Genomic DNA, 22102 nt, shown 5'->3' on the forward strand with positions numbered 1-22102 from the left:
AGCGCCCGCTTAAAGGCCGACTAAATAATCTACTAAATTTATGGAATGCAACGGCTGCGAGTTTCGACCAGAGCTCTACTACGATGATCAATATCAAATCTGGGCACGCCGCGAAGAAGACGGAAGTCTTACGGTTGGCATGACGGATATTTCTCAAACTGTTGCAGGTAAAATACTGCATGTGCGTGTCCGCAGGCCAGGTACGCTGCGTCCAGTAGGCAAGCCGGTAGCAACTATCGAAAGCGGCAAATGGGCCGGGCCTGTGCCGAATGTTTTTGATTGTGAAATCGAAGAGGCAAACCATGACGTGCTGGACGATCCTAATTTATTGAATATCGAGCCATATGAAGCATGGATTGCTCGTGTGCGCCCCTCGGGTAGCGTGGAAGAAGCGCTGTCCTGCATGGTGACGGGTGATATTGCGCAGGCTGGTTATTGCGAGCGTACACGCAGGGAAGACATACACTGCGAACGGGGTGCAAGATAATGGCAGATCATCATTATCTGGATAATGAGGAAAAGTCTGTCATCATTGTGATGACTAGCGGGCCATCAACTCCGCATCGCTGCGCTACGCCATTCTACATAGGCGCAATATTGGCTTCCATGGAAGCGGATGTGAGTATATTCTTCACGATGGAAGCAGTGAAATTGGCGCAAAAAGGGATTGCAGAAAACCTTGCGGCGATGGATGGTGGTAAAACGATCATCGAATTCATTCGTGATGCTAAAGCGGCTGGTGTAAAATTATATTTGTGTAAGCCGGCTATGCCAGGCTACCAACTATCTGAATCAGACATTATTGACGAAGTTGATGAAATTGCCAATGCGAGCAAAATGGCTGATTTGATTTTGGCGTGCGATAAATCAATGTTTTTCTGATTTGTCGCACGAATTGTTTCGCATTCTTGCGGATTCCGTTTGCAACAGTTAATTGTTGTTGCAAGCATATGTTTAGTGAAAATTCTGAGGAGAAATGAGTATGGCAACAGTACGTGGTTGCAACCTTCCTGACGACTTGTATTACAACGTCGAAAATAACGTGTGGGCCCGTCGTGAAGCTGATGGTACGCTGACCATTGGCATGACCGCATATGCTTGCTCTTTGGCTGGCGAAATCGTTTCCTATACCCCTAAAAAAGTGGGTAAGGAAATCGAGCAAAATAAATCTGTTTGCACAGTAGAGTCCGGCAAATGGGTTGGTCCAGTCAAGGCACCTGTAACCGGTGAAATCCTTGCAACCAATCCGGATGTGGCTGCAAAGCCAGGTACTATCAATGCTGACTCCTACGGTAGCGGCTGGTTGGTTAAAATGAAGCCAACTAACTGGGACGGCGAATCCGGTTCTCTGATCACCGGCGGTGCAGTTGCTGGCGCATTCGAAACAAAAATGAATGCTGACGGCTTCGGTGGCTGCTAAGCTGTTCGTTTGAAATGATGCAACAGGGGCGATTTATCGCCCCTGTTGTTTTCTAAAAATGCAAAACCTTGTTTAGAATAGGGTTTCGGGTAAAAAGCATGAGTGATTGGTTGGAAGTCGTTGAACGAGTTGAACCGCTGGATGGCATCGAACTGGATGCTATTCTGGTCAACGAAATGCAGAGCAGATTTGCCGGATTGCAAGGCGAGCGTGTTGGTCGCGTGAATTTCTATACGCCTACATTTAAGGCTTTCGCCAGCTCGGAGATTACCGGTTGCGGCAAGAGTGCGTGGCCTGCAATATCGATTACGGGCGGCGATTGCAAATTGCAGTGTGACCACTGCAAGGCAAAAATACTGGAACCGATGATTGCAACGCGTACGCCGGAAGAGTTATGGCGCGTCGTGAACGAACAAATCCATGGCGGGGCGCAGGGTATGCTCCTGACCGGCGGTTCCAATCATCGCAATGAAGTCGAATACGACGACTACTACTCAACCATTCGTAAAATTAAGGATACATTCCCCGATTTTAAAATTGCCATGCACACCGCGCTTGTTGATATGGACATTGCGCGCCGCATGGAAGACAGTGGCATCGATGCCGCCATGATGGATGTGATCGGATCACAAGATACCATCACCCAGGTTTATCATTTGCGTCGCACTGTTGATGATTTTGAAAAAACCCTCGAATACCTCGTTTCGACTAAATTGAAGGTCGTGCCGCACATCGTGCTCGGCTTGCACTATGGCCATTTGCTGGGCGAATGGAATGCGCTTGAAATAATTCAGCGCCATAAGCCGCAAGCAGTCGTGCTCGTGGTGGTGATGCCGTTTTATGCGCCGGAGAACCGCCCGTTCGTCACCCCGGATAGTAAAGAGGTTGGTCGCTTTTTTATGGATGCCCGCGCAGCATTGCCCGACGTCCCTCTACTGCTGGGCTGCGCAAGACCGCCAGGCCGTGTCAAAATGGAAATAGACAGTTATGCAGTAATGGCAGGCTTGAATGGTCTTGCGCATCCGTCGGATGGAATGGTCGAACTGGCTGTACGACTGGAGCGCGATGTGCGCGTCACCCCGGCTTGTTGTTCGATAGCGATTGGCGATGAAGTCATGGCGATCGAAACGGATGAGTCGGGCCTGCAAGTTGATATTCAGCGTGTAATCGAGCATGAACGCACCAAACGCCCCGCTTTCGCAAGCAGCAGCTTGTCTGGAATAAAAGTGGTGACAGCTGGACAGCCGGAGACGGTTGGCGGATGCTGCAGCTAAATGAATCAAACGGCTAATACATGGCGTTTGCTGGATACGGGTATCCGTAGAGCTGCAGAGAATATTGCGATGAATCGTGCTCTGCTGGAGGCGCGTCAGCAAGAGATCGGCCCGAATACCCTGCGTTTTCTGGGTTTTGAACCGAGTGCCTTGCTGGGTTTTCATCAGAGTGCTGTGCAAGAGTTAAACCTTGACTACTGCGAGGCAAACGGTATTGCCATTCAACGGCGCATTACCGGCGGCGGTGCCATTTATTTCGATACGACCCAGTTAGGCTGGGAGCTGTATTTGCATAAACGCGATCTGGGTACTGCCGATATGACGGCGATATCCCGGCGTATTTGTGAAGCCGTGGCCCGCGGTATTTCAACATTGGGTATAACAGCTATGTTCCGCCCGCGAAACGATATCGAGGTTGACGGGCGCAAGATTTCCGGCACCGGCGGAGCGTTTGACGGCGATGCCTTGATGTACCAGGGAACGTTATTGATAGAATTCGATGTTGAGAAAATGTTGCGTGTACTTAATATCCCGGCTGAAAAATTATCGGATAAGGCGATTGCTTCCGCGCGCGACCGCGTAACGAACCTGGCCGACTTGCTGGGCCATATTCCTGCAAGAGAAGACGTGATAAATGCCATCAGTACAGCGCTGGCATGCGAATTTGAAGTGCAATTCGAGCCCGGTCAGCTCAATGCCGCGGAACAGCGTTTGTATAACGATGCGTTAAGCGAAATAGATCACCCGGACTGGGTAAATATGATTACGCATCCGGCACAGGATAGGCCGATTTTCTCGACGACGCGCAAATTTGCCGGAGGCATGTTGCAGGTCAATATTGCCTATGATCGTAATCACCACAGAATCAAGCAAATATGGTTTAGCGGTGATGTTTTTATTAGCCCACGCCGAACCTTGATAGATCTTGAAGCTGCCCTGCGTGATAGCCACGAGGATCATCTGATTAAAATTGTTTACGATTTTTTTCAGCAAAGAACGGTTGATATGCTCACGCTAACACCAGAAGATATCGTCACGGTAATTAAGGAAGCATTGGCTAACGCCGAGGTTGCAGCATGATACACAATGTTGATGTTTTGGTAATCGGACTGGGTCCGGCTGGTGCTGCAGCGGCGGCAGCAGCAGCCCAGGGCGGCCTATCCGTCATTGGTATCGACCGGCGTCATGAAATTGGCATGCCTGTGCAATGCGCTGAATTCATTCCGTTGCCAATGGGTAAATATGCCAAGGCGGACGGTGTGCTCTATCAGCACATCAGAGGCATGAAAAGTTTTTTGCCATCTGGTACTGTGGAGGAAACGGAATTCCCCGGCTTGATGATAAATCGTGCCGCATTTGATCAGGCGCTGGCTAATCAGGCGCGCGCGCACGGTGCCGAGTTGTGGCTGGATAGCCGTTTGGTAAGTCTGGATGCCGGAAACAACATCGTCAAAATCAAGACTGCAGCAGGCGAAGTGTCTGTAACATATAAATTGTTGGTCGCTGCCGATGGACCGCATTCGACAATCGCAGAAGCGCTCGGATTGCCAGACATGGAAGTCGTGACAACACGGCAATATACCGTACCGCTTAAGCGGGAATACGCAGATACAGATATCTGGTTGTCCGCCGATTATCCGGGCGGTTACGCATGGTTGTTCCCAAAGGGAAAGTGGGCCAATCTGGGTTTGGGATTGGATAAGCGTTTTACATCGGATATGAAGGTACCGCTGGATGCACTGCACAAGCAACTGGTAGAGCAAGGCCTGGTGGGTGAAGAAATCATCTACCGTACCGGGGGTGCAATCCCGGTAGGCGGGCTGCGCGAGCACCTTGTCGTCGGTAACGTCATGTTTACCGGAGATGCGGCCGGACTTACCCATCCAATTACCGGCGCGGGAATCGCTGCAGCGGTTATTTCAGGCGAGCGTGCTGGACAGGCGGCAGTGTCATTGCTGGCACAGCACGACGAAGATGCGCTGGCAGATTTCGAAGAAGATGTACGCGATCAATTTGAAGTGGCTGTAAGCCGGGCGGTAGAACGCCGTCGCTGGCTTGACCAGTACTGGAAAACCGAAGCTGCGCAAACGGACAGTTTGCACCGTAAAAGCTGGATAGCTTTCCCCGATTATTTTTTAGCATAACCCATTTTTTAAGGAGATACGCATGAGCGCAGTCTTAGATGAACCCCAAGTGATACAGTTTTACCGCCCTGACTATCATGTCAAAACGCCTGAGATGCGTTCGCCGGAATACGTGCAAATGAGTACTGCGGCTGCCATTACGCTGGGCCTGGTGCCAGGGAACATGCACCGTACCGCTTGCACCAACTGTTTGAACTTGTTGGTTACCTATCCCGAAGGCTGTCGTGCAAACTGTACTTACTGCGGTCTGGCGCGTCACCGTGAAGAAACCCGCGATTACGCCGACCGCAACTTCATTCGCGTAGAGTGGCCGACTGCACGCTTTGACGACGTTATCCAGCGCGTCAAGCTGGGCAACGACAAAGGCCAGTTTCAGCGCATGTGCATTTCCATGATTACCCATCCCAATTCGGATTCAGATACATTCGTGCTGCTGGATAAATGGATGAAAGAACTGTCGCATATCCCGGTGTCCATTCTTTCCAACCCGACCACCATGGAAAAAGAGGATCTGGCGCGCCTGAAACAGATGGGCGCCGACATTTTCACCGTGGCGCTGGATGCAGTGACCCCGGCAATTTTCGAACGCACCCGCGGCAAGACCGTGGATAGCCCGCACCGCTTTGAAAAATACTGGCAAGCCATTGAATGGGCATCCGAGATTTTCGGACCGGAGAAGTTTGGCGCACACCTGATTTGCGGCATGGGCGAAACCGAGCAGGAAATCCTCGAGGTATGCCAGAAGATCAAGGACATGGGCGGCCACAACCACATGTTTGCATTCTTCCCGGAACAAGGCTCAATGATGGAAGACTGGCCTGCATGTGATCGCGGTCAATGGCGTCGCGTGCAATTGGCACGTTTCATCATCGATTATGCCGGCGGTCATATCAGCAAGATGATGTTTGATGCCGAAGGCAAAGTCATCGATTTCGGCGTGGCGGAAGACGAATTGGCTGAACTGGTCAATTCCGGCAAGCCGTTCCAGACTTCCGGCTGCCCAGGCAAGGACGATGAAGAAGTCTCGGCCTGCAACCGTCCATACGGCGATTCCAGCCCAACCGACATCTTCTCCTTTCCGTTCGCCTTGGCTCGCAAGGATGTGGAAAACGTCAAGCGGCAGATGGCGGGTGAAGATATTGGCGCAGGTCTGATTTAAGCTGGAAAAATCTCCGGTCAAGATGGCTGAATACAAACGTAACCAGGCTGTATTCAGTCATTTTGGCTGTAGTGTTGCAGAAATGTAACATAATGTATGTACAGGCCAACAATGGCTTGTTCGTGCAAACGGTAATAATGTACTATTGGAACACAAAATAATGACAGTATTATTTTTGTTCGAAAATGGTTTATAAAAAATTTTTAACTTGGAGATAACACAATGAAATTGAAAAAATTAGTGACGGTTATGGCAGTAGCTGGTATCACTTTGCCAGGTGCTGCGATGGCAACTAACGGTATGTTCTCATCCGGTTACGGTATGGTAGCTAACGGTATGGGCGGCGCAGCCACAGCGATGTCTGAAGATGCCTTCGGCGGTGCTAACAACCCGGCATCCATGGTGTTTGTTGGTGATCGTATCGATTTCGGTGCTTCCTTGTTTAGTCCACGCCGTGAAGCATCAAACGCAGGCGGTGCTTTTGGTAATGTGGTGTCTGAGAGCGATAGTAATTATTTCGCGATACCAGAATTTGGCTACAACAAAATGATGAATCCTAATTTGTCATTGGGCGTTAGCGTATATGGCAATGGCGGTATGAATACAGATTATCCTGCATTAAGCGGGATGGGCACGACTAATATTCTGGGTGGTAGCGGCAGTTTAGGCGTGGATTTGATGCAATTGATAGTTGCACCAACAGCTGCTTTTAAAATTACACCGAACCATTCGATTGGTATTTCACCTCTGTTAGGTTATCAGCGTTTCAAGGCCCAAGGCTTACAAGGCTTTACAGCTATTAGTACAGACCCAACTCACGTAACCAATAATGGTTATGATGATGCATTCGGTGCAGGTGTACGCGTAGGTTACATGGGTAAAATCACTCCTCAATTAACCATTGGTCTGGCATATTCGAGCAAAGTCGATATGCAAAAGATGAAGAAATATGCTGGTCTGTTCGCTGAGCAGGGCAACCTGGATTTGCCAGAGAATTATGACGCTGGTGTAGCATATAAATTCACCCCTGATTTGACCGTTGCTTTGGATTATCAACGTATCAATTACAGCGGTGTTGCCGCAATTGGTAATGCAAGTATTGCGAATTTGGCTAATGGTTTAGGTAGCAATAATGGTTCAGGTTTCGGTTGGCACGATATTGATGTATGGAAACTGGGTGCTGAATACAAATATAACAAGAACTGGATTATGCGTGCAGGCTGGAACCATGGTGACAATCCCGTGCAGTCTGCTGACGTAACCTTTAATATTCTTGCTCCTGGCGTGATTAAAGACCATTTAACGATGGGTACGACTTATACCACTTCCACCGGGGGCGAACTGACTGTAGCTTATACTCACGGCTTTGAAAATTCCGTAAGTGGCCCACGCCCAGCTGCTTTTGGCGGTGGTACCGATACCATCCGCATGCATCAGGATATCCTGGGTATTGCTTACGGCTGGAAAATGTAATATTTGGCGAGAGCTGGCCACAAGCCAGCGCGTAGCTAAAAACCGAGGGTTAACCCCTCGGTTTTTTTATGATGTGGTGATTTTTGCTATACGCTGAGTGAACTGCATATAAAAATGATCCTGTAACAGGGTGATGAATAAATGTCGATGATGGGCAATGTTTGATTCATGGGAACAACTTCCCGACTGGTGGTTCTGGCGCAGACAGCTTATTTCAATGTGCATGCCGGAACCATTACATCACCTATTTAAAATAAGAACATTGTTACACAGCAAGCCTTTTTAAATTATTTTCACTCGGGTATATACAATGAAATTGAATAAATTAATGACTGCCATGGCAGTCACTGGTATGTCTTTGTCTGGTGTTGCGATGGCAACCAATGGCATGTTGGCTTCCGGCTACGGCATGGTGGCGAACGGGATGGGGGGAGCTGCGACTGCGATGTCCGAAGATGCCTTCGGTGGCGCGAATAATCCGGCGTCCATGGCGTTCGTTGGTAACCGTGTCGATTTTGGCGCATCTCTGTTCAGCCCGCGGCGCGAAGCGACTAGCGGCGCATTCCAGACTACCGAACAGAGCGATTCTAATTATTTTGTAGTACCGGAATTTGGCTACAACAGGATGCTCAATCCGGATTTATCATTAGGCGTGACGGTATACGGTAATGGTGGTATGAATGCCAATTATGCGCCGTTGGCCAACGGCTCCAACCTGCTGGGCGGCATAGGACGCTTGGGAGTCGATTTGATGCAACTGGTGATTGCGCCGACTGCAGCATATAAAATTACGCCTAATCACTCGTTCGGTGTCGCGCCCTTGCTGGGGTATCAGCGTTTCAAAGCTGAAGGCTTGCAGGCATTCGGCATCGATACCAATGGCAGCGCTCCGGGAGGCAGCAACCTGGGCTACGACGACGCGTTTGGCGCAGGTCTTCGTATCGGTTATATGGGAAAGATCACTCCCAACCTGACTGTGGGTGCTGCCTATTCGACCAAGGTCGATATGCAGAAATTCAAGAAGTACGCCGGGTTCTTTGCCGAACAGGGTAATCTTGATTTGCCGGAAAATTACGATATCGGACTGGCCTACAAATTTACGCTGGATTTGACTGTGGCGCTGGATTATCAGCGTATTAATTACAGCGGAGTCGCGGCGATAGGCAATCCAAGCAATGCGGGTAATTACGGTGCAAACAATGGTGCAGGCTTTGACTGGCACGATATCGATGTCTGGAAAATGGGCGCCGAGTACAAATACAACAAGAACTGGATCATGCGCGCGGGCTGGAATCACGGGGACAACCCGGTTCAGGCGGCTGATGTGACTTTTAACACAATTGCTCCCGGCGTCATCAAGGATCATCTGACCATGGGTACTACCTATCTGACGGCGACGGGCGGCGAACTCACCGTATCCTATGTGCATGGCTTTGAGAATTCCCTGACCGGCCAGTCGATGTTGAATCCCGGTACAACGGATACCATCCGCATGCATCAGGATATATTGGGCGTAGCCTACGGCTGGAAAATGTAATCGATACAAAGCCTGGGACAGGCATGTTTGCTATTTAAACCGAGGGCTAGCCCTCGGTTTTTTTATGAGCGTGGTAAACTTGTTTTTACGACTGTTAACTGAAACGCATATGAACGAGACCGTTAAAGAACATGTATTGATCGTGGATGACGACGATGGTCTGCGCAGCTTGCTGGAACAATATCTGACCGGCAACGGTTTTGCAGTGAGCCTCGCAGCCAACGGTGCGGTGATGGATGAGTTGTTGCAATCCATACAGCCTGACCTTGTGATCCTGGACTTGATGATGCCGGGCGAGGACGGCCTGTCCATCGCACGGCGTTTACGCGCCAGCACCCATCTGCCCATCATTATGCTTTCCGCTCGCGGCGAAGATATCGATCGCATTGTCGGACTGGAGGTGGGTGCGGATGACTATCTCGCCAAGCCGTTTAATCCGCGCGAATTGCTGGCCCGTATCCGAGCGGTATTAAGGCGCAAGCAGGACACGGCTGCAAGCGAGCAGGTGACTGCGGATAATGTCATGCGTTTTGGCGAATTCGAGCTGGACCTGGATGCGCAACGTCTGATCAAGGCCGGCGTGGAAATAAACCTGACTTCGGCCGAATTCAGTATTCTGCAGATATTTACCAGCCATCCAAATCGGGTGCTGTCCCGCGATCAGCTCATGGATATGCTGAAAGGCTATGATCGCGACCCGTTCGATCGCAGTATCGACGTAAGAGTGACGCGGCTGCGCCGCAAAATCGAGGCGAATCCGGCTGAGCCGGAATATATCCGCACTGTCTGGGGGCAAGGTTATCTGTTCGCGCCCAAAGGGTCGGCCAAGTGAGATTATGGCGGAGTCCGGTAAAGTTGTGGCCGGATTCGTTGTTCGGGCGTACCGCAGCTACGTTGGGGCTGGCATTTCTGCTGTTTCAGACCGCCGCCCTGGCGCTGGTCGCATTCTCGGTGCTTACACCCATGGCGCAACGCTCCGCCGACGATCTGGCAGCGTTGATTGTATTATCCGCGCAGACCTGGGTAGAGTTGCCGCCCGATACCCGGCCGGCATTCGAACGGGAATTGGCCGAACATCATCATCTGCGCATCAGCAAGATCGATAATCCGGCCGACGTGCCTGCAGAACGTTTCCTCAATAGCCGCAATATCGAGGCCGCATTGTCGAGGCGTACGGGCCAGCAGATAAGCCTGGAAGCCGGCGAAAATGGCTGGGTGTGGGCCGACTTGCGCATGGGCGGGCATTTTATCCATATCGGCTTCGAGAAGAACCGTTACAACATACGCTCGCCGTTAGCAGCGGTTGGCTTGGTCAGCCTGGGTGCCTTGCTGACCTGGCTCACTGCGATTATCACGGTGCGTCGCATAACCCGCACCCTCGCGCAGCTTGGCACTGCCGCCGGGCAGGTAGGGCAAGGGCAGATGCCGCAGCCGCTGGCGGAAACAGGCGCTACCGAGCTGGTGACGCTGGCCCGTGCATTTAATCAGATGGCGAATGAAGTGCAGGCGCTGCTGGCCAATCGCACTACCCTGCTGGCGGGTATTTCCCACGATCTGCGTACGCCGATTGCACGCATGCGTCTTGCTGTCGCCATGCTGCCGGCCGATGCCGACCCTGCGCTGATCGCGCAAATCGAACGCGATCTGGAGCAGATGAATCACCTGATAGCCAGTTTCCTGGACATGTCGCGGGGCTTGCAGAGCGAGGCGAAGCAGCGTGTGGATCTGCATGCGCTATTGCATCAGATCGCGGCAGACGCCAGCCGGGCAGGAACGCAAGTGGTTTGCCATCCGACAGGCGTATTTGAAATCGAGATAGCCGCCCAGGCACTGCAACGCATCGTGACCAATCTGGTTGAAAACGCATTGCGTTATGCGCCCGGCAGCCCGGTAGAGGTGACCTGTCAGCCCCGTGGGCAAGGTGCGCTGATACAGGTCATGGATCGCGGTCCGGGTATCCCGGCAGAACAGCTGGAGGCGGTGTTCCGGCCATTCTACCGGCTGGAAACTTCACGCAACCTCAATACGGGCGGCAGCGGCCTGGGGTTGGCCATAGCCCGGCAACTGGCCCAGGCCAATGGCTGGCAACTGAGCCTTGCCCCGAGAGAGGGTGGCGGTCTGATTGCGACGTTGCAGGTCTGATTCAACCCCTTTAACCGGCGTTTCTGGGTTAAAATTACGCTTTTACCGTTTAAGCGCGTGTCATGCTGACTTTTCAAGAGATTATATTAACGCTCCAGCAATTCTGGGCGAAACAGGGTTGCGTCTTGTTGCAGCCTTACGACATGGAAATGGGGGCCGGGACTTTCCATACGGCCACATTTTTGCGTGCACTCGGCCCCGAGCCATGGAAGGCCGCGTTCGTACAACCTTCGCGCCGTCCCAAAGACGGGCGCTACGGGGAAAACCCCAATCGCTTGCAGCATTATTATCAATTCCAAGTGGTATTAAAGCCCAGCCCGGACAATATTCAGGAGCTCTATCTGGACAGCTTGCGTGCTTTGGGCGTGGACCCTGGTGTACACGACATCCGCTTTGTCGAGGATGACTGGGAATCGCCAACGCTGGGTGCATGGGGGCTGGGCTGGGAAGTCTGGCTCAATGGCATGGAAGTCACCCAGTTCACCTATTTCCAGGAAGTCGGCGGCCTGAAATGCAAGCCGGTGTTGGGCGAGATTACCTACGGTCTCGAGCGTCTGGCGATGTATCTGCAAGGCGTGGAAAACGTCTATGATCTGGTATGGACGGAAGGTGTCAGCTACGGCGATGTTTATCACCAGAACGAAGTCGAGCAATCCAAGTACAACTTCGAACATTCCAACACGCACTGGCTGTTCCAGCAGTTCAACGATTACGAGCGCGAAGCGGCACGCCTGATGGATCTGGGGCTGCCATTGCCGGGGTTCGAAATGGTGATGAAATGCTCGCACACCTTTAACCTGCTCGATGCACGCGGTGCGATTTCGGTGACTGAACGCGCTGCCTATATCGCTCGCGTACGCACCTTGTCACGCAAAGTGGCGCAAGCCTATCATGATTCCCGCGAAGCGCTGGGATTCCCCATGCTTGCCAAATCGGGGGAGCCGGCATGAATGCAAACTTGTTGATCGAATTGCAGACCGAGGAATTGCCACCCAAATCCTTGCAGAAGTTATCGGATGCATTCAGCAATGGCATCGCCACCGCGCTCAAGGCCCAGGGTTTTGTCGATGACATCAGCGCCGTGGTTGCTTACGCGACGCCGCGCCGTCTTGCGGTGAGCATACCGCAGGTGGCTGCTATCCAGCCGCCCCGCCAGATCGAACGCAAAGGCCCCGCAGTCGCAGCCGGAATGAAAGACGGCCAGCCTACGCCTGCCCTGGCAGGTTTTGCGCGCTCGTGCGGTGTCGCAGTGAGCGAACTGGCAACGATGCATGATGGCAAGCAGGAATGTTATGTGTACCGCACTACCCAGGCGGGGGAGATGCTTGCGCAACATTTGTCCGGCATGGTTGCCGACGTGCTGAAGAAGCTTCCGGTCGCCAAACTGATGCGCTGGGGCGACAGCGATGTCGAATTCGTGCGTCCCGTGCATGGCCTGATCATGCTGCATGGTACGGATATTGTCGCTGGCGAGTTATTGGGGCTGGTCAGCAGCAACGTTACGCTGGGCCATCGCTTCCTGTCGCAGGGCGAGATTCGCGTTACCCGTGCAGAGGATTATGCGCGGATTTTGCTGCAGCAGGGCCGCATCATGGCAAGTTTCGCGGAACGACGCGAGAGCATACGCCAACAGCTCGCTGCCGCAGCAGGCGACGCGCAAGTGCTGTGGGATGGAGCCTTGCTGGACGAAGTCACTGGCCTGGTCGAGTTCCCCGTGGTGTATGCGGGCTCGTTCAGCGCGGATTTCCTGGCTGTGCCGCAGGCCTGCCTGATCCTGTCGATGAAGCAGCATCAGAAATACTTCCCGCTGGCGGATAAGGAAGGCAATTTGTTGCCGCGTTTCCTGGTCGTGTCCAACCTGCAAACCGATGATCCCGGCCATATTATCCAGGGCAATGAGCGTGTGTTGCGGGCACGGTTGTCGGATGCTCGCTTTTTCTTCGATCAGGATCGCAAAACGCGTCTGGACAGCCGTGTCGAAAAACTGGCGCAGGTGGTGTATCACAACAAGCTGGGTAGCCAGTTGCAGCGTGTGACCCGCATGCAGCATATGGCGGCCAGCATCGCCGCTTTGCTGCATGCGGATACTGCGGCCGCTGCGCGTGCCGCCCTGCTGGCCAAAGCCGATCTGTTGACCGACATGGTTGGTGAATTCCCGGAGCTGCAGGGCATGATGGGTACGCATTATGCATTGCATGACGGCGAGTCCGCCGATGTGGCCGCTGCGATCAGTGCACATTACCAGCCGCGTTTTGCCGGCGATGCCCTGCCGCAAGGCCCGATCGCTGTCAGCGTGGCTCTGGCAGACAAACTCGACACGCTCATCGGCATCTTCGGTATCGGCCTGATCCCGACCGGCGATAAGGATCCATTCGGCTTGCGCCGTGCGGCGCTGGGCGTATTGCGCATACTGACAGAAACCCCGCTGGCATTGTCGTTGCCGGCCTTGCTCGCGCATGCGCAGGCCGCGTTCCCGGCAGGCGTGGTCGCCGATAGCGTCAATCTCGATGTGTACGGCTTCATGCTGGATCGCATGCGGCATTATCTCAAGGAACAGGGTTTCGAACCGGGTGAAATCGAGGCCGTGCTGGCCAACCAGCCGGAACGCATGGATCTGGTGCTGACGCGAATTCATGCAGTGCGCGAATTCCGCAAGCTGCCTGAAGCGGCTGCGCTGGCTGCCGCCAATAAACGTGTGCGCAATATTTTGAAGAAGGTGAACGAATCGCCGGGGGCCGTGAATCCGCAACTGCTCGAAGCCGAGGCCGAACAGGAACTGTTCGAGCGCGTCACCCAGCTGGCACCGCAAGTTACGGCGTTTGTCGGTGCGGGTGATTATACTGCCGCGCTTACCGCGTTGGCCGGCGTGCGTAATGCCGTCGATGCGTTTTTCGATGGCGTGATGGTGATGGCGGACGACATGGCTGTACGCCAGAATCGACTGGCGTTGCTGCACGCACTGGGCGAGATGATGAACCAGGTGGCCGATATTTCCATGTTGTCGGCCTGATTCCGGCAAAAGCTACTGGTCCATGAAAAACACGAAGGCACGAAAAGTATATTGCATCTTTTCGTACCTTCGTGTTTTTGGTGGATGGCGCGTTGACTTAAAGTTTCACCAGCTCGCCCCGGCGCTTATGATGGCGCAATGGACGCTGTGTGCGGGGAAGCTGACACGCATCGCCGCCTGATACTCGGCTAATTGCGTGCGATGCCGCTGGATGAGCTGCTGTGGGTTCTCGGTCTGGTCGGTTTTGTAATCCAGTACCCAGACCTCGGTATCGAACTCGACCAAACGGTCTATGCGGTAGGTGCTGCCATCCTGCCGCAGGTAGCCGAGTTCATTGTACGCACGGCGATATTGTGCGGGGTCGAAAAAACGCTGCAGGTGAGGTTGGTTGACGATCGTCCGAGCGTGGCGGATGGCAGCCGCGAATTGCGCATGCGCGCCGAATTGTATGCGCAGCAGATTTTCGTCATGCATGGCGTCAGGCGGGGTGATGGCTTCCAGCAGCAGGTGCACCAACGTGCCGTAATCTGTAGCGGCGGTATTGCCGGAAGGCGCGTATTCACCCGTCGGGTAGGGCAGATTGATACCTTCAGGTAACGCGATTGTGCCGGTCATGGCGGGCGGGGCTGTATTGACGCTCACATGGCGCCCGGCCAGATCATCACCGTAAATCGCACATTCTTCGCCTTGCCCCAGCGCGGCAAGTATCGTCCGGTGCCAATCATGGGCACCGCCTTTGTTATTCGCCACCCCCGACACTATCAGTGCCTGGCGTGCGCGTGTCATCGCAACATACAGCAGGTTGAAATCTTCGCGTCCGGCGTGCTGCGCTTCCTTATCCAGATAGATTTGCTGATAATCCGCGGTGTGTTCCTGTGTCGTCACCAGGGAGAAATGCGTCGGACGCGGTGCGTCCGGTTCCCAGTCAAGCAGTACGCGATAATTGTCGGCCTTGGGTTTGCGCGCGCCGACATCCAGCAGCCAGACAATAGGTGCTTCCAGTCCTTTTGCGCCGTGTACGGTATGGATGGTCACGGTGTTGCCGGCCTCCAGCGTTTCACCCTCGTCGGGATTCTCTTCGCTGTCCTCGCGCAAGTCGGCTACTTCTTCAAGGAACCGCGGCAGGCTGGGGTAGCGTCCGCCGGAGAGGGTGAGTGTCAATTCGATGAAAACGGTCAGGTTGGCACTGACGTTGTTCTGCAAGGCTGTCGGTACCGCGGCGCGATAGCGGGCCATGAGGTTGGCTTCGAAATAGATGCGGTCCAGCAGGTCGTGTACCGGCAATTGGCCTGCCAGGCTGATCCACTGCTGTAACATGTCGATCGCACGCTGCAGGCTGGCGCCAGGCAGCTCGAGCATCTGCATGGCCGGCCACCAGTGCCTGTTCCCGGTTTGCAACTGCATTGCACGGATGGCTAACAGATCATCGTTACTGCAAGCAAAAATGGGAGCCCGCAAGACGCGGGCGAGCGCCAGATCGGCATTGGGGGTGACCAGGAATTGCAGCAGACTGAGCAAGTCGCCGATTTCCATGCTGTCCAGCAGGCCGCCGCGACGGGTGCTGGTATAGGGAATCTGCGCATGCTTCAACGCGCGTTCATATTTGGCGAGGTGGGTGCGGTTGCGCACCAGTATCATGATGTCGCTGAACTGGGCGGGGCGGGTGCCACCGCGGGCATCGTCAATCACCCAGTATGCGACGATCTCGTTAATACGGGCAGCGAGCTGCCCGGCCTCGATTTCACGGGCATTGTTTTCCGCGTCATCCATCCGTGCTTCGGTCAGCGGATTGCGGTAACCGGTATCTGCGGCCGGTTCGGCTTGAGGTGCCATGGCCAGGCCCAGTACTTCGACACGGCCGGGACGCTCGCGCTCATACACTTCATGCGCGGCGAATAACGGATAGGCATCGGCAAGCAGGGTGAAGGTCGCGTTGAGCGCGGCGATGATCGGCGCCGTACTGCGACGGGTGTGGTTCTGGCTGAGGCAGGCGGCCCCGCGTTCGCTCAAATAGCGTTTGGCGAGATCGAATAGCCGTGCCTCCGCTCCACGGAAGCGGTAAATCGACTGTTTGGGATCGCCCACCAGAAAGATCCGCGGCATCTGCCCGGCCTGATGCGCGGCTTCGAACCATGCCTGCAACACACGCCATTGCACAGGGTTGGTGTCCTGAAACTCATCGAGCAGAATGTGGCTATAGCGGGCATCCAGTTTGAACTGGATGTATTCGGCGTGCTCCGAATCGGATAATAACTGCGCGATCTGCCATTCCACATCGCCGAAGTCGAGGGCGCGCGCTTCGCGTTTGACTGCCTGATAATGTTCGAGTAAAGCGACGCCGAGGCTCAGGGCACGGGCATTGAGATGATAACTGGCTTGCGCCAGGCGCTGCTGGCGCGCGCGGATGAGGCGCTCGCCTACGCGCTGGTGCAGATCGATCAGGGTGTCCTGCGCGGCTGTGCCCAGACGTTTTTCCAGTGCGGTGCTGGCATTGAGGCTGTAAATCCCGCCATCGGCCTTGAGTATCGTCAGGGATAGCTGCTCGAAACGCTGTTCGTCGGACACATCAGCACTTAACGTGTCGATGATGCCGGCAGCGCGTTTCTGTGTGGTGGGTGTATTCAGTCCGAGCAGGCGTGCATATTCCTGCAGATCGGCGAGGAATCCGGCATCGGTGACGAGTTCGGCGGCGATGTCGGCATCGATGGCTACGCCGATTTCGCGTTGCAGATTGGCGAGCGCGTAATGCAGCGGGTCGGCCTGCGTTTCTGTATAAGCCCACCATTCGGTGCGCCTGTGCAGGAAATTCTGCAGCAGCTTGCGCGTGCTGGACAAGCCGAGCTCCGCCAGCAAGTCCTGCATGCCAAGCGCGAGTGGAGTATCCGGGTGCTGTATGATCTGCCGGGTGAGTTGCGCCCAGGCGTGCTGATGCAGCACCACGGTCTGTTCCGCCAGCCCGCGCCCAGCCAGTCCGGTCTCCAGCGGTGCACGCTGGATGACTTCGAGGAACCATGCGTGAAAGGTGCTGATGGTTACGCCGGGTTGTGCAGTCAATACGGTTTCAAACAGCCCGCGGGCCAGAGGCAGTTTGGTATCGAGCTCGTCTTCGGCTACCGCGCGTTCGCGCAGGAACTGGCGCACTGCATCGTCATCGGCGCTGGCGCAGAACCGCAGCCACTCATCCAGCCGGGCACGCATTTCGCGCGCCGCCTTGCGGGTGAAGGTAATGGCCAGAATCCCGGAAGGCGGCACGCCTGCCAATAACAGGCGGACGATACGCGCTACCAGCAGCCAGGTTTTGCCGCTGCCGGCGCAGGCTTCGACAACAACCGAGCGCTCGGGGTCAAGCGCGATCCGGTTGAAATCGTCAGTGGCCATTGGCCATCAATTGCCGGGCTTTGGCGCAGGCGGCACCCTGATCCAGGCGGCATACGGCTTGCAGTGCCGGCATGGCTTCGCTGCGGCGATTGAGGCCGGTAAGCAGCATGCCTTTGCTGAGCTGGGCTTTGACATTATCAGGCGCCAGTTGGACTGCGCGGTCATAATCCTGCAATGCGGCATCGTTATGCGTCAATGCGACCTGGATGGCGCCGCGGGCGACATACAACGGTGCAGCTTGCGGTTGCAGGGCGATGGCGCGGTTCATCAGGGCTAATGCGCTATCGTATTGCGCATCGAGCATCTGCAGCGTGGCAAGCTGCACCAGCGCTTCGACATAATTGGGATTGTAGGTGAGTGCGGTTTGCAGATCGCGCGCCGCTTCGCTGCGCTGACCGTTAATCAGGGATAGATAACCGCGATTGTAATAGGCCGGCGCGAAGCCGGGCGCGAGCTTGATGGCGGCGTTCATGTCCGCCAGCGCCAATTGCGGCTGATGCTGCTGGGCATACAGAATGCCGCGATTGAGCCATGCCTGCGCGTTGCCGGGCGCAAGGCTGATCGCGTAATTGCTGTCCGCCAGTGCGGCGTCGAATTGCCCCAGTGCCGCGTAGCTCAGGCTGCGGTTGAGATAGGTGCTCGCGTTTTCGGGTTGCAGCCGGATGGCCTGATTGTAATCGGCGATGCTGTCCGGAATACGGCCCAGCCTGTAGAACAGGTAACCCCGGTTGAGATAGGCGTCGGCATAATCGGGTTTCAGCGCGATGGTTTTGGCGTACAGGGCCAGTGCCGCATCGGCTTTGCCTTCGTTCATCTCCAGCACTGCCATGTTGAAATTGGCTTCATGCTGGTTCGGGTTGATTGCCAGCGCGGCCAGCAGGTCGCGTTTGGCGGCAGCGAGCTGACCCGTCTGCATCAGTGCATAACCGCGGTTGGTCAGGGGGCGCTCGGCCCAGATCAGCGAGGTGTCGGTGTTCTTGTTGACGGCATCGGTCCACAGTGTCACCGGGTCGGCGAACGTGGCGATACGGCCCCAGGCAAGGAATGCCAGCAAGGCGCATGCCGCGAGCATGGCGAGCTGCTTGCGGTAATTGTCGAGGCTGCCGAATACGCCCGCGATGAGTAGCGGCAAAGTAGCCATCCACAGGTAACTGCGGTACAGCACGAACGGTTCCTGCAGGCGCACGCTGACGAGTTCGGTGAAAAACAGCAGCCACGGCGCGAGCAACGCGAAGCCGATCAGGCCGCGACGGCCGCCCTGACGCAGCAGCCGGAAACCGGCAATCGGATAAATGATGAAGCCGATGAAACCGGCAAACTCCGGCCAGCTCAGAATATGCACGGGAAAATGCTGGCGCAGATCTATTGCCATCCAGCCCGGATTGGGAAGCAGCCATAACAGCAGGTATTTGAAAAACAGGTAGCTTTGCGAGATGACGCTGTACAGATAGACATGCTCGGGCATGACGCCGCCATTGTTTTCCGACATTTGCGCCAGCATGCTTTGGGCATAGATCTCATAAGGAGATCCCAGTACACCTTTGGTGCGCAGCACGATGAATATCCCGACGGCGGCATATCCCAGATACGCGCCCCAGGTCTTGCGGGCGATGTCGCGCAGCGGGGTGCGCAGCAACAGCGAAATCAGCGCGGCGACGGCAGGCAGCATGACGCTGTGTTCCTTGGAAAACACGGCGAGGAAATAGAATGCGACGGCGGTGCCCAGCCATGCCTTGCCGCGTTCGCGGCTGATGCCTTCCAGATAACACAGCAGTGATGCTATACCGAACAGCGTTGCCATGATGATGCTGCGTTCGACCAGATAGGCTACGCCGTACACGGCGACCGGGTGCACGGCAAATGCCAGGGCCAGCAGGAATGCGGTGTAGCCGGCTGATTTGCTATCGGCGGCAACAGATGTGAGCTGAAGCAGGCGCGCAAAAAAGACGAACAGCACCCCGGCTGTGAGTCCGTGCAGCAGGATGTTGCCCCAGCGCAATGCAGGAATATCCATGCCGAATAGCTGGTAAGTCCAGCCGAAACTGGCGTAGGCAAACCAGCGCAGGTCAAAATGGAACAGGGATTCGCCATAATGGCGCAGGTTGATTTCGGTGAAGAACGGACGATCGTCAAACACGAACGGGTAATGCAAGCTGTGCCCGTAGAGCAAAGCGACGGCGCCGCAGAGCAGGAGTATCGACAGGATGCCGAGTCGTACTTGCGGTTTTCCCAGCCAGGCAAAAGCAGATTCGACGGGGCTGGTGGTTTGGTAGGCCGCGAGCGGGTCGTAATGGTCTTGCATCGGGTTCACCTGCTGGTTGTCGGTGCTGTTATTTGATCACGACTTTGGTCGGGCCGTCGATGGCTTCGATCGCAGCTTTGGGGTCGGTACCGCCAACGACTTCACGGATGCCGGGCAGATAACGGTTCAGACATTCGAGTGAAAACACGATCAGCGTCTGTACCATTTTGATGGTGAGTACGCCGTCGCCGATGTCCAGGCTGTTTTTGAAATTCATTTCGCCATCGTTCATGTCGATTTCGAAATTGCCCAGCGGCAATCCGTAATTGGCGCGGGTGAGGAATTCCGTCAGTGCACCGATGCGTTCGATCGGCACCAGCAAATCCTGCGGACGGGTATAGACGAAAATGCGATGCGCTTCTTCGTGGCTGTGAACGAACATGTTGAGCTTGCCGTTTTCGCTGTCGATCGGCAGATTGATGACGGGCAGGTTGGGTACGCGCGTAGCGGGCAGCTGCATGTCATCCAGACAGGCCTGTGCGATGTCGATTAAACTCATTTGTTTTCCTTGGGTTGAATATGGTTGGCGATGCGGACAAAGTCGGCAACGCTCACGGTTTCTGCGCGGCGTTGCGGGTCAATATCCAGGTGTACGAAATCATCGGGCTTTAACACGCCGGCGAGGGTGTTGCGCAATGTCTTGCGGCGTTGCGCAAATGCGGTGGAAACCACATGTGCAAGGGTATCGACGTTGATGGCCTGCATGTCTTCCGGCGGTCGCGGCAGCATGCGCACGATCGCGGAATCCACCTTGGGCGGCGGATCGAATGCAGTGGGTGGCACGTCAAACAGCGATTCCATGTCAAAGCGATACTGCAGCATCACCGACAAACGACCGTAATCGTGGGTATTGGGGTGTGCAGTCATGCGCTCCACGACTTCCTTCTGCAGCATGAAGTGCATGTCGAGGATATTGGGGGCAAATTCGGCAAGATGGAATAGCAACGGCGTTGAAATGTTGTACGGCAGGTTGCCGACGATGCGTAATCGGGTGCCGAGGCTGGCAAAATCGAATGCCAGGGCGTCGCCGGCATGAATGGTGAGTTTGTCGGCAGGGTAGGTGCGTTGCAGCCGCGCAATGATGTCGCGATCCAGTTCCACCACATGAAAGTGGGTTAAATTCGCCATCAGCGGCGTCGTCAGTGCGCCGAGACCGGGGCCGATTTCAACCAGATTGTCGCCGGCCTGCGGGCGGATGGCGCTGACGATCGCGGCAATAATATCGTGGTCGCATAAAAAATGCTGGCCGAAGCGCTTGCGGGGGATATGTTTAGACATGGCTGCGGTTTTGGCTCATTTGTGCGGCCAGTGCAATTGCGGCAGCCAGGCTGCCAGCATGTGCCTTGCCGGTACCGGCGAGATCGAGCGCGGTACCGTGGTCGACGGAAGTGCGGATGATGGGCAGGCCCAGCGTGACGTTGATGCCTTCGCCGAAGCTCGCGTACTTGAGCACCGGCAGACCCTGATCGTGATACATCGTCAGCACGCAATCCGCTTCCGCCAGTCGCGCCGGATTGAATAGCGTATCGGCCGGGAGCGGACCGCTGAGGCGCATGCCCTCGGCTCGCAGCGCGGTTAATACCGGCTCGATGATGCGGATTTCCTCATCGCCGAAATGGCCGGATTCACCGGCATGCGGATTGAGTCCGGCGACCAGGATATGTGGCTGGGCAATATGAAAATGCTGCACCAGATCCCGATGCAGTATGCGCAGTGTCGTGGTCAGGGATTCGGTTGTAATCGCATCGGCGACGGCACGCAATGCCAGGTGCGTGGTGGCGAGTGCGACGCGCATGCCGCCGCCGACCAGCATCATCACTACGTGTGGTGTATGGGTGGCTTCAGCGAGATATTCGGTATGGCCGGTGAAATCGACACCTGCCTGATTGATGACCGCCTTGTGTACCGGAGCGGTGACCATCGCGGCGAATTCGCCGTCGACGCAGCCGGACACAGCGCGGCTGAGCGTGTTCAGCACATAAGCGCCATTGGCTGGATTGAGCACACCCGCCTGCGCAGGCTGGGCCAGCGGCACATGCAGCAGGCTCAGTTCGCCGGCCTCGGTCACGACCCGGTCATTGCCGTAATCGCGGATGCGCAGCGGCAAACCCAGTTGCCGGGCGCGTTCCGTGATCAGGTCGCGATCGGCTATCACCACGATGTGCTGCTGTCGTGGCGCTTGTGCCAGCATTACGCAGAGATCGGGGCCGATGCCGGCCGGTTCGCCGGCAGTGAGACACAGGGTGGAAGTCATGCCTGTCTG

The 22102-nt window shown here is 55.3% G+C and carries 18 protein-coding genes; 13 read left to right on the plus strand and 5 right to left on the minus strand.

The annotated features are described in order from the left end of the window. Nucleotides 1–40 precede the first annotated feature (40 nt). The 13 genes from CAP31_RS01870 to glyS all read left to right on the plus strand — a co-directional run bounded on the left by CAP31_RS01870 (nucleotide 41) and on the right by glyS (nucleotide 14159). On the plus strand, nucleotides 41–487 hold the full coding sequence (locus tag CAP31_RS01870; RefSeq protein ID WP_087445982.1) for a glycine cleavage system protein H: 447 nt from the start codon (nucleotides 41–43) through the stop codon (nucleotides 485–487). Continuing rightward, the gene (locus tag CAP31_RS01875) at nucleotides 487–882 is read left to right on the plus strand and encodes a DsrE family protein (RefSeq protein WP_087445983.1); all 396 of its coding nucleotides are present in this window, start codon (nucleotides 487–489) and stop codon (nucleotides 880–882) included. The genes CAP31_RS01870 and CAP31_RS01875 overlap by 1 nt, the downstream gene beginning before the upstream one ends. 100 nt (nucleotides 883–982) lie before the next feature. Next, nucleotides 983–1420: a glycine cleavage system protein H gene (locus CAP31_RS01880; protein WP_087445984.1), complete on the plus strand. Its 438-nt coding sequence runs from the start codon at nucleotides 983–985 to the stop codon at nucleotides 1418–1420. Between the two features lie 98 nt (nucleotides 1421–1518). Beyond that, nucleotides 1519–2694 (plus strand): radical SAM protein, encoded by a 1176-nt coding sequence (locus CAP31_RS01885; RefSeq protein WP_087445985.1) that lies wholly within the window; start codon nucleotides 1519–1521, stop codon nucleotides 2692–2694. Next, nucleotides 2695–3774 carry a biotin/lipoate A/B protein ligase family protein gene (locus CAP31_RS01890; protein WP_087445986.1) on the plus strand — a complete coding sequence of 360 codons (1080 nt, stop codon included), beginning with the start codon at nucleotides 2695–2697 and terminating at the stop codon, nucleotides 3772–3774. Next, nucleotides 3771–4838, plus strand: coding sequence for an NAD(P)/FAD-dependent oxidoreductase (locus CAP31_RS01895; protein WP_087445987.1), 1068 nt, complete (start codon nucleotides 3771–3773; stop codon nucleotides 4836–4838). Before CAP31_RS01890 ends, CAP31_RS01895 begins: the two co-directional genes overlap by 4 nt. A gap of 22 nt (nucleotides 4839–4860) precedes the next feature. After that, a complete protein-coding gene (locus CAP31_RS01900) occupies nucleotides 4861–5997 on the plus strand; it encodes a radical SAM protein (protein WP_087445988.1) in 1137 nt (378 codons plus the stop codon). 222 nt (nucleotides 5998–6219) lie between these two features. Beyond that, nucleotides 6220–7470, plus strand: a complete 1251-nt coding sequence (locus CAP31_RS01905) for an OmpP1/FadL family transporter (protein WP_087445989.1) — start codon at nucleotides 6220–6222, stop codon at nucleotides 7468–7470. Between the two features lie 328 nt (nucleotides 7471–7798). Beyond that, nucleotides 7799–9007 (plus strand): OmpP1/FadL family transporter, encoded by a 1209-nt coding sequence (locus CAP31_RS01910; RefSeq protein ID WP_223247330.1) that lies wholly within the window; start codon nucleotides 7799–7801, stop codon nucleotides 9005–9007. 109 nt (nucleotides 9008–9116) lie between these two features. Beyond that, nucleotides 9117–9839 (plus strand): response regulator, encoded by a 723-nt coding sequence (locus CAP31_RS01915; protein WP_087448213.1) that lies wholly within the window; start codon nucleotides 9117–9119, stop codon nucleotides 9837–9839. Continuing rightward, nucleotides 9836–11149 (plus strand): ATP-binding protein, encoded by a 1314-nt coding sequence (locus tag CAP31_RS01920; RefSeq protein ID WP_087445991.1) that lies wholly within the window; start codon nucleotides 9836–9838, stop codon nucleotides 11147–11149. Before CAP31_RS01915 ends, CAP31_RS01920 begins: the two co-directional genes overlap by 4 nt. 62 nt (nucleotides 11150–11211) lie before the next feature. Continuing rightward, nucleotides 11212–12099: a glycine--tRNA ligase subunit alpha gene (gene glyQ / locus CAP31_RS01925; protein WP_087445992.1), complete on the plus strand. Its 888-nt coding sequence runs from the start codon at nucleotides 11212–11214 to the stop codon at nucleotides 12097–12099. Continuing rightward, nucleotides 12096–14159 carry a glycine--tRNA ligase subunit beta gene (gene glyS, locus CAP31_RS01930; RefSeq protein WP_087445993.1) on the plus strand — a complete coding sequence of 688 codons (2064 nt, stop codon included), beginning with the start codon at nucleotides 12096–12098 and terminating at the stop codon, nucleotides 14157–14159. Before glyQ ends, glyS begins: the two co-directional genes overlap by 4 nt. Before the next feature lie 105 nt (nucleotides 14160–14264). Here glyS and CAP31_RS01935 read toward each other — a convergent pair whose 3' ends face one another. Genes CAP31_RS01935 through pdxA form a run of 5 tightly spaced genes read right to left on the minus strand, consistent with a single transcriptional unit; the run spans nucleotide 14265 to nucleotide 22093 of the window. Continuing rightward, nucleotides 14265–17537: an exodeoxyribonuclease V subunit beta gene (locus tag CAP31_RS01935; RefSeq protein ID WP_087445994.1), complete on the minus strand. Its 3273-nt coding sequence runs from the start codon at nucleotides 17535–17537 to the stop codon at nucleotides 14265–14267. Beyond that, a complete protein-coding gene (locus CAP31_RS01940; protein ID WP_087445995.1) occupies nucleotides 17527–19839 on the minus strand; it encodes a tetratricopeptide repeat protein in 2313 nt (770 codons plus the stop codon). The genes CAP31_RS01935 and CAP31_RS01940 overlap by 11 nt, the downstream gene beginning before the upstream one ends. A gap of 28 nt (nucleotides 19840–19867) precedes the next feature. Next, a complete protein-coding gene (locus CAP31_RS01945; protein ID WP_087445996.1) occupies nucleotides 19868–20338 on the minus strand; it encodes a YbjN domain-containing protein in 471 nt (156 codons plus the stop codon). Then, a complete protein-coding gene (gene rsmA / locus CAP31_RS01950) occupies nucleotides 20335–21117 on the minus strand; it encodes a 16S rRNA (adenine(1518)-N(6)/adenine(1519)-N(6))-dimethyltransferase RsmA (RefSeq protein WP_087445997.1) in 783 nt (260 codons plus the stop codon). The genes CAP31_RS01945 and rsmA overlap by 4 nt, the downstream gene beginning before the upstream one ends. Next, nucleotides 21110–22093: a 4-hydroxythreonine-4-phosphate dehydrogenase PdxA gene (gene pdxA, locus CAP31_RS01955; protein ID WP_087445998.1), complete on the minus strand. Its 984-nt coding sequence runs from the start codon at nucleotides 22091–22093 to the stop codon at nucleotides 21110–21112. Before pdxA ends, rsmA begins: the two co-directional genes overlap by 8 nt. Nucleotides 22094–22102 lie beyond the last annotated feature (9 nt).

This window comes from Sulfuriferula sp. AH1 (genome assembly GCF_002162035.1).
Classification (GTDB): Bacteria; Pseudomonadota; Gammaproteobacteria; order Burkholderiales; family Sulfuriferulaceae; genus Sulfuriferula.